At 70.9% G+C, this 15,784-nt stretch carries 10 protein-coding genes; 9 read left to right on the forward strand and 1 reads right to left on the reverse strand.

Annotated elements, in window-relative coordinates; genetic code table 11:
- Positions 1-33: 33 nt before the first annotated feature.
- Complete coding sequence (gene ligD, locus FB561_RS30735) at positions 34-960, reverse strand: non-homologous end-joining DNA ligase (protein WP_145813555.1); 927 nt, start codon at positions 958-960, stop codon at positions 34-36.
- 41 nt (positions 961-1,001) lie between these two features.
- On the opposite strand from ligD, the gene FB561_RS30740 reads away from it, so the two are divergent.
- The 9 genes from FB561_RS30740 to FB561_RS30780 all read left to right on the forward strand — a co-directional run bounded on the left by FB561_RS30740 (position 1,002) and on the right by FB561_RS30780 (position 15,432).
- Complete coding sequence (locus FB561_RS30740; protein WP_145813556.1) at positions 1,002-1,913, forward strand: alpha/beta fold hydrolase; 912 nt, start codon at positions 1,002-1,004, stop codon at positions 1,911-1,913.
- 183 nt (positions 1,914-2,096) lie between these two features.
- Positions 2,097-4,799, forward strand: a complete 2,703-nt coding sequence (locus FB561_RS30745; protein WP_145813557.1) for a Calx-beta domain-containing protein — start codon at positions 2,097-2,099, stop codon at positions 4,797-4,799.
- Between the two features lie 186 nt (positions 4,800-4,985).
- Entirely contained in the window at positions 4,986-6,176 is a 1,191-nt protein-coding gene (gene moeZ / locus FB561_RS30750) for an adenylyltransferase/sulfurtransferase MoeZ (RefSeq protein ID WP_145813558.1), read from the forward strand.
- A gap of 125 nt (positions 6,177-6,301) precedes the next feature.
- Positions 6,302-7,150, forward strand: coding sequence for an alpha/beta fold hydrolase (locus tag FB561_RS30755; RefSeq protein ID WP_145813559.1), 849 nt, complete (start codon positions 6,302-6,304; stop codon positions 7,148-7,150).
- A gap of 80 nt (positions 7,151-7,230) precedes the next feature.
- Positions 7,231-7,497 carry a DUF2277 domain-containing protein gene (locus FB561_RS30760; protein ID WP_145813560.1) on the forward strand — a complete coding sequence of 89 codons (267 nt, stop codon included), beginning with the start codon at positions 7,231-7,233 and terminating at the stop codon, positions 7,495-7,497.
- A 100-nt stretch (positions 7,498-7,597) separates the two neighbouring features.
- Positions 7,598-8,437 carry a TIGR03560 family F420-dependent LLM class oxidoreductase gene (locus FB561_RS30765; RefSeq protein ID WP_145813561.1) on the forward strand — a complete coding sequence of 280 codons (840 nt, stop codon included), beginning with the start codon at positions 7,598-7,600 and terminating at the stop codon, positions 8,435-8,437.
- 121 nt (positions 8,438-8,558) lie between these two features.
- Entirely contained in the window at positions 8,559-8,861 is a 303-nt protein-coding gene (locus tag FB561_RS30770) for an MGMT family protein (RefSeq protein WP_202880952.1), read from the forward strand.
- A gap of 158 nt (positions 8,862-9,019) precedes the next feature.
- Positions 9,020-12,193, forward strand: a complete 3,174-nt coding sequence (locus FB561_RS30775; protein ID WP_238335227.1) for an ATP-dependent helicase — start codon at positions 9,020-9,022, stop codon at positions 12,191-12,193.
- Positions 12,193-15,432 carry an ATP-dependent DNA helicase gene (locus FB561_RS30780; RefSeq protein ID WP_145813564.1) on the forward strand — a complete coding sequence of 1,080 codons (3,240 nt, stop codon included), beginning with the start codon at positions 12,193-12,195 and terminating at the stop codon, positions 15,430-15,432. Before FB561_RS30775 ends, FB561_RS30780 begins: the two co-directional genes overlap by 1 nt.
- The last annotated feature ends 352 nt before the right edge of the window (positions 15,433-15,784 follow it).

The following is a 15,784-nucleotide window of genomic DNA, read 5'->3' on the forward strand; positions in this document are numbered from 1 at the left end:
CTCCTCTCGGTGTGCGTGCCTGTCGGTGAACAGTCAGGACGGCAGTGGCCGCGGGTCGTCGTACAGGCCTTCGAGGACGTCGCCGTACTCCTCGACGCGGGCCAGCACCTCGTGCGGCAGGAACGTCAGCTCGGCCGGGTCGGAGGCCGCCGCCACCTCGTCCCAGTCGATCGGGGTGGACACCCGCGGCTCGTCGGCACCGCGCAGGGAGTACGGCGCGAGGGTGGTCTTGGCGCTGTTGTTCTGACTCCAGTCGATGAAGACCTTGCCGGGCCGCAGCGCCTTCGTCATGTTCGCGGTGACGTTCTCCGGCAGCGCCTCGGCGAGTTGTTCGGCGAGCAGTTTCGCGAACGCGCTGGTCGCCCGGGACGCGGCCGGCTCGATCGGGACGTACAGATGCATGCCCTTGTTGCCGGACGTCTTCGGCCAGCCCTCGAGGCCGAAATGGTTGAGCAGTTCGCGCAGCGCCAGGGCCACGTCGGCGCAGTCCACGATCGTCACGCCCGGACCTGGGTCCAGGTCGAACACGATCAGGTCCGCGCGCGGCTCCTTGCCCTGGTCGGAGTCCCCGATCCGCCACTGCGGGACGTGCAGTTCGAGCGCGGCCAGGTTCGCCAGCCAGACGACGGTCTGGATGTCGTCCGCGACCACGAAATCGGCCTCGTCCCGCCCGGTCGAGCTCCCCGGCGTCGGCAGCGTCACGGTCCGGACCCAGGCAGGCGTCCCGCGCGGCGCGTTCTTCTCGAAGAAGTACGCCGCGTCGGTGCCGTCCGGCCAGCGTTTCCGGGTGAGCGGCCGGTCGGACAGATGGGGGAGCAGCAGTGGGGCGATCTGGTGGTAATAGTCGATCACCTCTGCCTTCGTGAAGCCCGTCTTCGGGTACAGCACCTTGCCGAGGTTCGTGAGCTTCATCGTCTGCCCGTCGACCTCGGTGGTCAGTTGGGTGGGTCCGGCCGCCATACCCCCCAGTGTCCAGCGTCGATCGGTTCTAACATGGCCAGATGGAGAGTTACGGGTCAGTAACCGGGCTGGGAGCGCAGGAATGGCCGGCACGCACCGTGCCGGTCGCTGGGGTGGACCTGTTGGTCCGGGACGTACCGGGTGCGGCCTCTGACCTGCCGCCCGCCCTCTTCGTGCACGGACTCGGCGGCTCGTCGCTGAACTGGACCGCGCTGGGCCTGCTGCTGAACGACACGGTCCGCGGTATCGCCCCCGACCTGCCCGGCTTCGGCCGGACGCCGGCCGCCGGGGTGGCCGGGATCTCCGAACAGGCCGACGTGCTCGCCGAGCTGATGGACTCCGAGTGGGGTACGTCGACCCCGGTGCACCTCTTCGGCAACTCGATGGGCGGGGCCGCCGCGGTCGCGCTCGCCGCCCGTCGGCCCGAGCGAATCGCCTCGCTGACCCTGATCTCGCCGGCCCTGCCGCATCCCCGGGCCTCGGCGAGCGCGTTGTGGTTCACCGCGCTGGCGACGCCGCGACTCGGCAAGGTCGTGCTCGAGCGGTCCCGGCGGATCCCGTTCGACCGGCGGTTCCAGGCGTCACTGGCGATGGTGTTCGGGGACCCGCGCTCGCTGCCGGACGAGGTGCGGCAGGCGTACGAGGACGAACTGCACCGACGCGACGAGCAGCCGTGGGGGACGCAGGCGACGCTCGACGGTGCCCGCAGCGTGCTGCTGTCCTCGCTGGCTCCGCCGCAGCGGTCGCTGTGGGCCGCGGCCGCGAAGATCACCTGCCCGGTCCTGCTGATCTACGGCGGCAAGGATCGGCTGGTGGACGCGCGGATCCGGACCAAGGCGCAGCGCACCTTCCCGGACGCCCGGCTGCTCTACCTGCCCGACTCCGGTCACGTGGCCCAGATGGAGCATCCGGCCGAGGTCGAACGGGCGGTCCGCCAGCTCCTCGGTGCCTGACTCCTCAACCGATTCGTCAGGTCGAGTACTCCCGTACCGGGTGGGTCGAGCGACCCCGGTAGGGCTTTGCCAGGTGCGAGGTCATTCTCTGGGATGATCTCCGCACAGATCCGTTGACCTGGACAACTTCCGCCCGGAGCGTGGCGTCGGACGGAGGTTGGTTCGGTCGACGAAAGGACTCCTGTGCGGTTGATCGGCGGTATCACCCTGTCGCTGGGGATGGTCGCACTCGCGGGGCTGAGCGGGCCGGTCGCGTCCGCCGCCCCGCCACCGGCGCCATCGGTTGCCCAAGGCAATAACTGGACGGTCGAACCGGCCACCGGCGGGTACAAGGTCACCCTCCGGCTGACCACGCCGGTCCCGGTCCGCGACGCGCTGCCCCTGCTGACAGTCGACGGTCGCGCTGTCGGGGTCGCGCAGCAGGCCGCGGACCGGCGGACGGTCAGCGTGATCAGCAAGGACCCGGCAGTCCTGCGGGCGCGCGACGTCCGGCTGACCTGGTCGGGGGATCCGGCGAACGGCCGGCAGAAGTCCCGGCAGACCTCGGGACCGACCGACGCGGACTGGCTCAAGGCGAAGCAGGGTCCGCTGCTGCCGGAGGATCCAGGGGCCCGTGGCAACTACCAGGTCGAGACCGCGGAGTACGACCTCGGCGACGAGGCGGTGACGCTGCCAGGGTTGGGGCACAAGTCCGAGATCAGGGGCAAGGTCTACACGCCGAGCGGTGCCCGCGGACCGCGTCCGCTGGTGGTGTTCCTGCACGGCCGGCACCACCCCTGCTACGGCGGTGACGAGAGCGAGCTCGAGGTGCCGTGGCCGTGTGCGGCCGGCGGAAAGGCGGTGCCGAGCTACCGCGGGTACGACGGACCGGCGGAGGCGCTCGCGAGCCACGGGTACCAGGTCGTGTCGATCAGCGCGAACGCCGTGAACGCGTGGGACGCGGCGGCGTACGACGCGGGTGCGCAGGCTCGTGGTGAGCTCGTCCTGGATCACCTCGACCGGTGGCGGAAGTGGGCGACGGTCGGCGGCGGACCGTTCGGGAGCAGGTTCGTCGGCAAGATCGACTTCCGCAACGTCGGGCTGATGGGTCACTCCCGGGGTGGCGAGGGCGTCGCTCGCGCGGCCGTCCTGAACGCGGGCCGCCGTGCGCAGTACGGGATCCGCGCCGTGTTGCCGCTGGCACCGACCGACGTCGCCCGCTCGACCGTGCCCGGGGTCGCGATGAGCGTGCTGCTGCCGTACTGCGACGGCGACGTGTCCGACCTGCAGGGGCAGAAGTTCTACGACGACACCCGGTACTCCGTGTCCGGCGACGGCGCCGCGAGGTCCACGGTCACGGTGCTCGGCGCGAACCACAACTTCTTCAACACGGAGTGGACGCCGGGCCAGTCGGTGGCTCCCTCGGTGGACGACTGGTGGGGCGAGGAGAAGGAGTCACCCTGTGGCGCGAAGTACGCGGGGAGGTTGTCCGCCAAGGAGCAGCAGGCCGTGGGCACCGCGTACCTGGCCGGGTTCTTCCGGCTCCACCTCGGCCGGGAGACGCAGTTCCTGCCGATGTTCGACGGATCGGACTCGCGGGCCGCGTCGGCCGGGCGAGCCGTGGTCCGTGTGGTGGCACAGGCTGACCGGGTCGTGCAGCGGTTCGACCAGGCGTTGCCGGCGGGGGCCGTGTCGGGCAGTGCGAAGGCGGTCGCGTGTTCGGCCGACTGCGTGAAGCTGGACGATCCCGCTCAGTCCCCGCACTGGGGTGAGGCGTGGTTCGCGGCTAAGGCTCCGGTCACGGCTGTCACCAAGCTGAGCTGGACGGGGAAGAACGGTGCCGTCCGGGTCGATCTACCTGCTCTGCAACGCGACGTACGGCGGTACTCCGCGCTGACGTTCCGCGCCGCTCCTGATCCGACCGGGGCGCCTCGGACGGATCTCAGTGTGCGCGTGGTCGACGGACACGGGCGAGCGGTGTCGGTGCCGGTGTCGAGCCTGGGCGACGCGCTCGTCCGGATGCCGGGGGCGGGCGACAGCGGGTTGCCGAAGAACCTGCTGCGGACGGTACGGATCCCGTTGACCTCGCTGAAGGGGCTGGATCTGCGGGACGTTCGCGCCGTGGAGCTGCGGACCGACCGGGTCGCTCGCGGGTCCGTGTTCGTCAGCGATCTCGGCTTCGGCAAGCCGGGACTCGGACGGCCGGCGCCGGCGTCGTTGCTGCCGAAGCTGTCGGCGTCGAGCGTCAAGGTGGTCGAGGGCGACAGCGGGACCCGGAACGTCGACTTCTGGGTGACGATGTCGCGGCCGAGCATCCGGCCGGTCAGCGTGTCCGTGGAGACCAACGGCGACCTCGGCACGGTCGTCGGCGAGGTCTCCTGGCAGCTCGTGTTCGAGCCGGGCCAGACGAGGCAGCGGGTCACGGTGCCGGTGACGGCGAACACGCGGGACGGGTACGACCTGCTGTTCAACCTGGTCCTGTCGACGCCGCGGGACGCGTTGCTCGCCGAATCGTTCGGGCGCGGATCCGTCCTCGACGACGACCCGGAGCCGACGCTCAAGATCGGTGCCGCGGCCGCGGTGGAGGGTCAGGAGTTCCTCGAGTTCCCGCTCACGCTCTCGGCGCCGAGCGACAAGTACGTCACTGTCACCGGCACGCTGGCGGACGGTACCGCGGTGATCCGGAAGGACTACCGCAGCGTGGACGACGACGGCGCCAACCCGCCGGTGCGCTCGGTCAACGGGTACGTAGAGCCCGGGCAGACCCGCGGGGCCGGCCAGGTGCTCGTGGTCGACGACAAGGTGAAGGAGCCGGGCGAGACGTTCACGGCGACCGTCACGGAGACGGACGGTGCCACCCTGACCGGGCCGAAGACGGTGACGGGGACGATCCGCGACAACGACTGACAGAACCCGGGACCGCGTGCGCGGGACGGCTCGGCGTACGCGGTCCGGTACCGGTTGTGGTGAGACGGACGTCCCGGGATGCGGACCCTGGCGGTCTGGGCTGGAACGGTGCGGGAACATGGACGAGGGATCGATGGTTGAAACCCGGAGAGTCCCCCCGCAATCCCGCTGACGAGGAGCCGACAAGTGTCATTGCCCCCGCTGGTCGAACCGGCCGACGAGCTGACCATCGACGAGGTCCGCAGGTACTCGCGGCACCTGATCATCCCCGAGGTCGGCATGGCCGGCCAGAAGCGGCTGAAGAACGCCAAGGTGCTGGTGATCGGTGCCGGCGGCCTCGGCAGCCCTGCGCTGCTGTACCTGGCCGCGGCCGGCGTCGGCACGCTCGGCATCGTCGAGTTCGACACGGTCGACGAGTCGAACCTGCAGCGCCAGATCATCCACGGCCAGTCCGACGTCGGGAAGTCGAAGGCGCAGTCGGCCAAGGAGTCGATCCTCGAGACCAACCCGAACGTGAACGTCGTCCTGCACGAGACCCGGCTGGACAACGACAACGTCTTCGAGATCTTCGAGCCGTACGACCTGATCGTCGACGGCACCGACAACTTCGCCACCCGGTACCTGGTGAACGACGCGGCCGTGCTGCTCGGCAAGCCGTACGTGTGGGGCTCGATCTTCCGCTTCGACGGCCAGGTCAGCGTCTTCTGGGCCGAGCACGGCCCGTGCTACCGCTGCCTGTACCCCGAGCCGCCGCCGCCCGGCATGGTCCCGTCCTGCGCCGAGGGTGGTGTGCTCGGCGTGCTCTGCGCGTCGGTCGGCGCCGCCCAGGTGACCGAGGCGATCAAGCTGCTCACCGGGATCGGCGACCCGTCGCTCGGCCGGCTGAACATCTACGAGGCGCTCGACCTGAACTGGCGCGCACTGAAGGTCCGCAAGGACCCGAACTGCGCCATCTGCGGCGAGAACCCGACCGTCACCGAGCTGATCGACTACGAGAGCTTCTGCGGCGCCCTCACCGAGGAAGCCGCCGACGCGGCCGTCGGCTCGACCATCTCGGTCAAGCAGCTGTCCGAGTGGATCAAGCTCAAGGACAACGGCGAGAAGGACTTCGTCCTGATCGACGTCCGGGAGCCGAACGAGTACGAGATCAACCGGATCCCGGGCTCGGTGCTGATCCCCAAGGCCGACTTCCAGACCGGTGTCGCGCTGGAGAAGCTCCCGCAGGACAAGCAGTTGGTCTTCCACTGCAAGTCCGGCGTCCGCTCGGCCGAGGTGCTCGCCATCGCCAAGGGTGCGGGCTTCGGCGACGCGGTTCACGTCGGCGGCGGCGTCGTCGCCTGGGTCGACCAGATCGACCCGTCCCAGCCGGCGTACTGAGTTCCACCGAACGGAGGGGAGTCCCGAACTCGGGGCTCCCCTCCGTTCTGCGTTCCGCCACCGGTACGGCCGTCGCGTCAGCGCAATGTCAGGGAGGTGTCAGGCCGGATCGCGAAGGTTGTCCCATGACGACGACGAACAGCACCTCCTCGACCACCGCCTCCTCGACCACCGGCTCCTCGACCACCGCCCCCTGGACCGGCCTGGTGCCGGTCGACGACACCGCCCTGGCCGTCACCGACACCGGCGGTTCCGGTGTCCCGATCCTCTACCTCAACGGCCAGTTCGCCACCCAGGGGTACTGGCGCCGGCCGATCGCCGAACTCGGTCCGGACTGGCGGCACATCACCTTCGACGAACGGGCCCGGGGCAAGTCGAAGCGCTCGGCCGACTACTCCTTCGAGACCGCGGTCCGGGACGTCGACGCCGTGCTCGCGGCCCGGGGCGTGGACCGCGCCGTGCTGGTCGGCTGGTCCTACGGGGCGTTCGTCGGGGCGCACTGGGCCAGCCGCAATCCGGACCGGACGATCGGCGCGGTCCTGGTCGACGGCGCCTTCCCGTACGACTGGCTGGACGAGGCCATGGAGCAGCGGATCCGCAAGCTGTTCCGCCGGATGGGCTGGTTCCTGCCACTGCTGCGCCCGACCGGCCTGGCCCCGCGGATGAGCGCCGCCCAGCAGGCCGAGAGCAACATCGAGGTCGGCCGGATCTCCCGGGAACGCGAGCTCGGCCCGGTCCTGGACAGCATCACCGTCCCGGCCCGGTACGTGGTCGCCTCGGGGACGTCCTTCGGGAGCAAGGGTGACGAGCAGGAGCGGATCCGGACCAGCCTCGCGGCCGTGACCGAGCGCAACCCGAACATCGAGGTCAGCGCGAAGGTCGAGAGCAACCACGGCGCGATCCTGCGGAAGGACTACCGCGCGATCGCCGCCGCCGTCCGCGAGGTGGCCGCGCTCGACGCCGCGGTCCGGTGACGAGATCACGCGCGGTGGATCGTCCCGTGCCAGGGCCGATCCACCGCGTGGTGTCCCCGGGGCCGCGTACTGTCGGTGGCATGTGCCGAAACATCACCGTTCTCCGTGGGCTCGAGCCGGCCGCGACCTCCGAGGAGATCTACGCCGCCGCCCTGCAGTACGTCCGCAAGGTCACCGGGGTGGGGTCGCTGAGCGCGACCACCCGGGGCCCGATCGAGCGCGCCGCCGCCGAGGTCGCCAAGATCACCGAGGCGCTGCTGGAGGAGATGCCGCAGCGCCGTGTTCCGCCGCAGACGGTGCCGCCGCTGCGCCGCCCCGAGGTCCGCGCCCGCCTCGGCCTGGACTGACCGGGACCGGCCGCCTGGCCGGACCGGTCGAGGCTGCCGGGCGAGCGCGGCAGGAGGTAGGTTGCGGGGTGGTGGAAAACCCTTACCCCGGAGGCGTGCGATGCGGTTTGCGATCAAGACCCGGCCGGAACACACCACGTGGCAGCAGCTGCGGGACGTGTGGGTGGCGGCGGACGAGTTCGAGATCTTCGAGTCGGCCTGGCACTGGGACCACTTCTACCCATTGAGTGGCGACCTGGCCGGGCCGAACCTGGAGGCCTGGACGACCCTGGCCGCACTGGCCCAGGCGACCAGCCGGATCCGGGTCGGCTGCCAGGTGGCCGGGATGATCTACCGGCATCCCGCCGTGCTCGCGAACATGGCCGCGACCACCGACATCATCGCCGACGGCCGCCTCGAACTCGGGATCGGCGCCGGCTGGAACCAAATGGAGTGCGACGCCTACGGCATTCCGCTGTACCCGTTGAAGGAGCGGTTCGACCGGTTCGACGAGGGGGTGCAGGCGATGATCGCGCTGCTCACCGAGAAGGTCGCCAACTTCGACGGCCAGTACGTCAAACTCACCGACGCGTACTGCGAACCGAAGGCCGTGCAGACCCCGCATCCGCCCATCACGATCGGCGGCAAGGGACCGAAGCGGACCCTGCGCGCCGTCGCCCGCTGGGCCCAGCAGTGGAATGTCATCGTGCCGAACCCGGACGAGTGGAAGCCGCTCAAGGAGATCCTCGTCCAGCGTTGCGAGGAGGTCGGCCGTGACGTCGACGAGATCACCTGCTCGGTCAACGTCCGCATCGACCCGGACGAGCCGCTGGACAAGGCGGTCGCCGACGCCGCCGCGTACGGCGAGGCCGGGGTCGACCTGGTCGTCATGAACCTCCCCCTCGACGCCCCGCCGTCGGTGCTCGCCCCTCTCGCCAAGGCGCTCGCCCCCCTCGCCTGAACCGCCACCACTCACCAACCTCCGCGATTCCGACGTCCGAGGCGGCGGCACCGCGGGACGGTCGCCCGGCGGCCCGGGTTGGTGAGTGCTGGGTGTCCGGGCCAGGTACTAGCGTGTGACCGTGGATCGGGAGGAGTACGTCGAAGCCGTCCTGCAAGCCGTCGAGGCGATCCCCGAGGGCAGCGTGGCCACCTACGGGGACATCGCCGCGTACGTCGGCCAGGGTGGACCGCGGCAGGTCGGGGCGATCATGCGCGAGTACGGCGGGGGCGTGCCGTGGTGGCGGGTGATCCGGGCCAGCGGAGTCCCCGCGGATGAGGTCGTCGACGAACAGCTCCAACTGCTGCGCGGCGACGGCGTCCGGGTCACCAACGGCAAGGTCGATCTCCGCAGCGTCCGCTGGGACCCCGAGACCGCGGACTGAAATCCTCCGACCGCGACCGGCCGGAGAGAGTGTCCGGATTGCGAGCGATGTGCTGCCGACTGGGGTGGGGTAGGCGTTTTGTCGGCGGCTTCTGATGGGATGTGCCGGTGGTCAGCAGAACAGGATCCCGGTACCGGCTGGTGCGGCCGGAGGGACGGGTGGCAGCGCCTCCACCGGCGCCTGTTCTCGACGCCGACCAGCAAGCTGTGGTGGACCACTCCGGTGGTCCACTTCTCGTGCTGGCTGGTCCTGGTACCGGCAAGACCACGACGCTCGTCGAGGCCGTTGTCGATCGGGTCCGGCACCGCGGCCTGAGTCCGGACCAGGTGCTCGTGCTCACCTTCGGGCGGAAGGCCGCGACCGAGTTGCGGGACCGGATCACCTCGAGGCTCGGCAAGACCACGCGGGTGCTGCCGTCGATGACGTTCCACTCGTTCTGCTACGCGCTGCTGCGCCGCTTCACCCCGGCCGACGCGTTCGACGTACCACTGCGGTTGCCGTCGGGTCCCGAGCAGTCGCTGCGGTTGAGCGAGGCACTCGGCGGGAGTCGCGAGGTCGGTGCCGTGCAGTGGCCGGGGAGCCTGCATCCGGCGCTGAAGACGCGCGGGTTCACCGACGAGGTGCAGGCCGTGATCGGCAAGGCCCGGCAGCTCGGGCTGGATCCGGAGGACCTGGCCGCGATCGGGCACTCGGCGAGCCGGCCAGAGTGGGTCGCGGTCGGTGACTTCTTCGAGGAGTACCTGCAGATCCTCGACCACGAGCAGGTGCTGGACTACTCCGAGCTGATCCACCGGGCCGTCATCCTGGCCCAGCAGCCCGAGGTCCAGGCGAAGCTGCGGGAGGAGTTCAAGGTCGTCTTCGTCGACGAGTACCAGGACACCGACCCGGGACAGACCAAGCTGCTGCAGGCGATCGCGGGCGACGGCCGTGACCTGGTCGTGGTGGGTGACCCGGACCAGTCGATCTACACGTTCCGCGGGGCCGACGTGCGCGGGCTGCTGCGGTTCACCGAGGAGTTCCCCCAGCGTTCCGGCGAGCCGGCCGACCAGATCGCACTCGCGACCACCCGCAGGTTCGGGACGACGCTGCTGCGCGTCTCCCGCAACGTGGTGAACCGGCTCGGCGTGCCCGGCACGCTGGACCGGGACACGTTCGACCGGTTCCGCAATCCCGACGGGAGCGGGTGCGTGTACGGCCCGGGCAAGGTGGAGGCGAATCTGTACTCCACCAGCGGGGCCGAGCTGGAGCACATCGCGGACCTGTTGCGCCGGGCCCATGTCCAGGACGGGGTCGGCTGGCACGAGATGGCGGTCCTGGTTCGCTCGGGCAGCCGGTCGATCCCGCCGTTGCGCCGTGCCCTGGCCGCCGCCGGGATCCCGGTGGACGTCGCCGGTGACGAGCTGCCGTTGTCCCGCGAGCCCGCTGTCCGGCCGATGCTGCTCGCGTTGCGGGCGGTCGCGGATCCGGCGACGCTGACCGTGGACGTGGTCCGCGCGCTGGCGTTGTCGCCGTTGGGGGCGATGGACGCCGGCCAGCTCCGGCGGCTGGCCCGCGAGCTACGGAAGCGGGACCGCGAGACCGCGAACGGTCAGCGGCTGCCCCGGTCCTCGGACGAGCTGCTGCGCGAGGCGTTGCTCGACCCGCTGCTGCTGGACGAGCAGGCGTCCCCGGCCGAGGCGCGGTTCGTGGCCCTCGGCGAGAGGTTGCTCAAGGCAAGGAACATCGTGACCGCCGGGGCCGCGCCGGACGAGGTGATGTGGTCGCTGTGGTCCGAGTCGCCGTGGTTGCGCCGGCTCCGCGGCCAGGCGAACAGCGGCGGCGAGCCGGCCCGGACGGCGAACCGCGATCTCGACTCGCTGTGCGCGTTGTTCGACGCGGCGAGCCGGGCCGAGGAGCAGGTCGGGTTCAAGGGCGTGTCCGCGTTCCTGAGCGAGCTGGAGTCGCTCGACATCGCCGCCGACAACCGGTTCGACGCGACGTACCGCGAGGCCGGGGTTCAGCTGATGACCGCGCACCGGTCGAAGGGGCTGCAGTGGCGGCTGGTCGTGGTCGGGAGCGTGCAGGAGGGGCAGTGGCCCGACCTGCGGCGCCGCGGCTCGCTGCTGGAACCGGACCGGCTCGGACCGGACGGACTCGTCGAGCCGTTGTCGGCCGGCGCGTTGCTGGCCGAGGAGAGACGGCTGTTCTACGTCGCGATCACCCGCGCGCGCGAGCGGCTGATCGTGACCGCGGTGCAGGCACCCGAGGCCGACGGCGACCAGCCCTCCCGCTTGCTCAACGAGCTCGACATTCCTTTGAAACTGGTGGCCGGCCGGCCCCGTCGTCCGCTGTCGCTGCCGGGGCTCGTCGCCGACCTGCGCTGCGTCCTGTCCGACCCGGCGTCGTCCCCCGAGCTCAAGCGGGTGGCCGCGGACCGGCTGGCCCAGCTGGCCGACGCGACCGACGAGCGGGACCAGTACCTGGTACCGACCGCCGACCCGCAGCGCTGGTGGGGTGTCCGGGAGCGGACCAGGTCCGAGCGCCCGATCACGGATCCGGACCAGCCGGTGCCGTTGTCAGGGAGCGCGCTCACCACGATCGTGGACTGCCCGCTGCGCTGGTTCCTGCAGCGACGGGCGGGCGGGGAGACGCCGAGCAACTCCGCGATCGGCTTCGGCATGGTGCTGCACACACTCGCCGACGCGGTCGCGACCGGGACGCTGCCACCCGACACCGACGAGCTGAACGGCTGGCTCGACAAGGTGTGGACGCAGCTGGAGTTCGAGTCCAGCTGGATCTCCGATCGCGAGCGGGTCGAAGCCGAGGACGCGCTGCGGCGGTTCGTCGCCTGGCACAAGGGCCGCCCGGACCGGAAGCTGATCGGCACCGAGCTCGACTTCAGCGTGCTGCTGCCGGACACCGACAAGCCGGCCGTCCAGGTGAAGGGCCGGATGGACCGGGTCGAGCAGGACGGCGACGGCAAGCTGCGGGTGATCGACTTGAAGACGGGCCGCTCGATCCCGACCAAGCCGGCCCTGGAGCGGCACGTCCAGTTGGCGATCTACCAGCGCGCGATCGCGTCCAGGCAGCTGAAGAAGCTGGGCGAGGAGCAGGAGAGCGGTGGTGCCGAGCTGGTCCAGCTCCGGCACGACGACAGCGGCCTGCCGAAGGTACAGGGCCAGGCTCCGCTGGAGCCGGACGACGACGGCCGGACCTGGCTGGACCAGGCGGTCGAGGATGCCGAGGCGATGGTGCGGTCCGAGGAGTTCGTGGCCAAGCGCAACGACGGGTGCACCCGGTGCGAGGTCCGCGGGCTCTGCCCGATCCAGCCCGAGGGCCGGGAGATCGTCTGATGCCCGCACAGCTCCGCAGTACGGCCGACCTGGTCGACCTGCTCGGCATCCCGTTCAGCGACCAGCAGCTGGCCGCGATCACGGCCCCGCTGGCGCCCGGCGTGATCGTCGCCGGTGCCGGGTCCGGGAAGACGACCGCGATGGCGGCCCGGGTGGTCTGGCTGATCTGTACCGGCCAGGTGAAGCCGGAGGAGGTGCTCGGCCTGACCTTCACCAAGAAGGCGGCCAACGAGCTCGACGTCCGGATCCGCGAGGACCTGACCAAGGCCGGCGTCATCGGCAGCACCCTGCCGCCGGACCAGCACCCGATCCTCGCCGCGCACCTGCGCAGCAACGTGCCGAACTGGGAGCCCGAGGAGCCGGGTGAGCCGGTCGTCTCGACGTACCACGCGTTCGCCGGCACGCTGATCGCGGAGCACGGCCTGCGGCTCGGCCTTGAGCCTGACCTGCGAGTGCTCGCCGACGCGACCCGCTTCCAGCTGGCCGGCCGGGTGGTCCGCCGCTCCGCCGGCCCGATCCGGTACGCGTCGCACCACGTGCCCACGTTGGTGAACAGCCTGCTCTCGCTCGATGGTGAGCTGGCCGACCACCTGCTTCGCGCCGGTGACGTCCGCGACCACGACGAGGCGGTCCGGCAGGAGGTGGCCGCGGCGCGCAAGCAGACCGTCGAGGTGAAGAAGCTCGGCGAGACGGCGTTGAAGCGGGGCGAGATCCTCCAGCTGGTCGAGGAGTACCAGGCGTACAAGGGGGAGCGTGGGGTCGTCGACTTCGCGGACCAGATGGCCTGGGGCGCCCGGCTCGCGGAGGAGTGTCCCGAGGTGGCCGGCATCGAGCGGTCGCGGTACAAGGTGGTCCTGCTCGACGAGTACCAGGACACCTCCGTATCGCAGCGCCGGATGCTGACCGCGTTGTTCGCGGGCCCGGATCCCGAGCACGGTCGCGGGCACCCGGTCACCGCCGTCGGCGATCCGTGCCAGGCGATCTACGGCTGGCGAGGCGCCTCGGTGGCGAACCTGGACGAGTTCCCCGAGCACTTCCCTCAGCAGGACGGGTCACCCGCCCAGCGGTACGTGCTGAGTGTGAACCGCCGTTGCGGAAGCCGCATCCTCGCCGCGGCGAACCAGCACGCCACCGAGTTGTACGAGCAGCACCCCGGTGTGATCCCGCTGGAGGCGCCCGAGGGTGCACCGGAGGGCGCGATCACGGTCGGCCTGTTCGAGACCCGGTCCGAGGAGGTCGAGTGGGTGGCCGACTCGGTCGTCGCCGCGCACCGGACGCCGAACCGCCGGTGGAAGGACATCGGCATCCTGATGCGGACCAACGTCGACCTCAGCGCGGTGCACGAGGCACTGATCGCCCGCAAGGTCCCGGTCGAGGTGGTCGGCCTGGGCGGTCTGCTCGCGCTGCCCGAGGTGGTCGACGTGGTCGCCACTCTGCAAGCGGTGAACGACCTGACCGCGAACGCGGCGATGCTGCGGATCCTCACCGGCCCGCGGTACCGGATCGGTCACCGCGATCTCGCCCTGCTCGCGAACCGCTCCCGCGCCCTCGCCGACGGCGGGGACCGCCCGGCGGCCGACGACCTGGTCGCCGCCCTGGACGCGGCCGTCGCGGGGATGGACTCGACCGAGGTGATCTCGCTGGCGGAGGCCGTGGACGACCCAGGCCCGGCCGCCTGGGGGTACTCGGCGGAAGCGCTGGCGCGGTTCCAGGAGCTGTCGGCCGAGCTGCGGGAGCTGCGCGGGCACGCGGGGGAGCCGTTGCTCGACCTGGTCCGCCGGGTGATCAGCACGATCGGCCTGGACGTCGAGCTGACCGCGACGCCGGACCACGTCGACTCCGGCCGCCGGGACCACCTGGCCGCGTTCCTCGATGCCGTCGGCAACTTCGTCTCGACCGAGTCGGACGGGTCCCTCGACGGCCTGCTCGCGTACCTGGCGGCCGAGGAGGAGTACGCGGCCGGCCTGGATCTCGCGGTGCCCAGCGAGGCGGATTCGGTGAAGCTGCTGACCACGCACCGGTCGAAGGGGCTGGAGTGGCCGGTCGTGTTCGTGCCGACCCTGGTGAACAAGGTGTTCCCGTCCGACCGCGGCCGGGACAAGTGGACCACCAACGCGAAGGTGCTGCCGTGGCCGTTGCGCGGTGACGCGGACACGTTGCCCGACTTCCACGACCTGTCGAACGCTGGGTTGAAGGCGTTCGCCGACGAGTGCAAGGACGTGAACGCGCTGGAGGAACGCCGGCTCGGGTACGTCGCGTTCACCCGGGCCAAGGAGATCCTGGTCGCCACGGGGCACTGGTGGGGCCCGACCCAGAAACGGCCCCGCGGTCCCTCGGCGTACCTGGAACTGCTGAAGCGGCACGCCGGCGACCGGGTGGTCGCGTGGGCGGACCAACCCGAGCTGAACCAGGAGAACCCGGAGCTCGCCGAGCAGACCCAGGCGCCCTGGCCCGCTGCGTACGACCCCGACGCGTACCAGCGGCGGCTCGACGCGGCCGCGTTGGTGCAGCAGGCGCGGGTGGAGGGTCCGTCGCTCGACGCGGAGGAGTCGCTGCTGCTGGACGAGCAGGCGACGGTGGCCCGCTGGGACTCGGAGATCGAGCGCTTGTTGTCCGAGGCAAGGGAGAGCCGCAGCCGGAAGGCGTACGACGTCGAGCTGCCGCGGGCGTTGTCGGCGACCCAGGTGATGCGGCTGGCCCGCGATCCCGACGGGCTGGCGTCCGAGCTGGCCCGGCCGATGCCCCGCAAGCCGAACCGGGCTGCCCGCTTCGGGACCCGCTTCCACGCGTGGGTGGAGAGCTACTTCGGCCAGCAGTTCCTGCTCGACCCGGACGACCTGCCGGGGGCCGCGGACGAGGGCATCGTCGACGACACCGACCTGTTCGAGCTGATGGACGCATTCCGGGACGGACCGTTCGGGGAGCGGGTGCCGTACGAGATCGAGGCGCCGTTCGCGTTGTCGCTCGGCGGCCGGGTGATCAGGGGCCGGATCGACGCGGTGTACCAGACGATCCGGCCGGACGGCGGGCGCGGGTACGACGTCATCGACTGGAAGACCAGCCGCTCCGAGACCGCCGATTCGCTGCAGCTGGCGATCTACCGGGTCGCCTGGTCCGAGCTGCTCGGCATCCCCCTCGACCACGTGGACGCGGCCTTCTACTACGTCCGCACCGGCGACATCGTCCGCCCCGACAACCTCCCCGGCCAACAGGCACTCACCACCTTGCTCGCCGGCTGAGTCCCCCGCCGACACCAACCCGCCGGTACCAGCCCGGAACCAGTCCGCCGGTACCTGCCCGGTACCTGCTCGCCGGCATCAGCTCGCCGGTCCCAGCCTGGTGCCTGCCGCCCCGTTCGCTAGCGGCTCGGCTGGCGTCCGAACTGTCGACACCAGCCCGCCGGCGAGAGCAGACACCGGCCGCCGCAACAGTGAACAGGTTGTCGGGTCCTGGGACATGGCAGGACGTGTTCTGAGTCCCGGCATTATGTCCTCATGGGGCTGGGTGTCGAGGGCCCCGGTTCCCGTGGTGGTTCACCGCTCCGCGCGTTTGGTCCGAGGTCTCCGAGGTGGGATCCCAGATCCCCAGGTT

It is taken from the genome of Kribbella amoyensis (genome assembly GCF_007828865.1).
In the GTDB taxonomy this organism is placed as follows: domain Bacteria; phylum Actinomycetota; class Actinomycetes; order Propionibacteriales; family Kribbellaceae; genus Kribbella; species Kribbella amoyensis.

Coding starts and splice junctions, on each gene's coding strand:
- ligD (WP_145813555.1), bottom strand. CDS start 960: ATGGCGGCCGGACCCACCCAACTGACCACCGAGGTCGACGGGCAGACG.
- FB561_RS30740 (WP_145813556.1), top strand. CDS start 1,002: ATGGAGAGTTACGGGTCAGTAACCGGGCTGGGAGCGCAGGAATGGCCG.
- FB561_RS30755 (WP_145813559.1), top strand. CDS start 6,302: ATGACGACGACGAACAGCACCTCCTCGACCACCGCCTCCTCGACCACC.
- FB561_RS30760 (WP_145813560.1), top strand. CDS start 7,231: ATGTGCCGAAACATCACCGTTCTCCGTGGGCTCGAGCCGGCCGCGACC.
- FB561_RS30765 (WP_145813561.1), top strand. CDS start 7,598: ATGCGGTTTGCGATCAAGACCCGGCCGGAACACACCACGTGGCAGCAG.
- FB561_RS30780 (WP_145813564.1), top strand. CDS start 12,193: ATGCCCGCACAGCTCCGCAGTACGGCCGACCTGGTCGACCTGCTCGGC.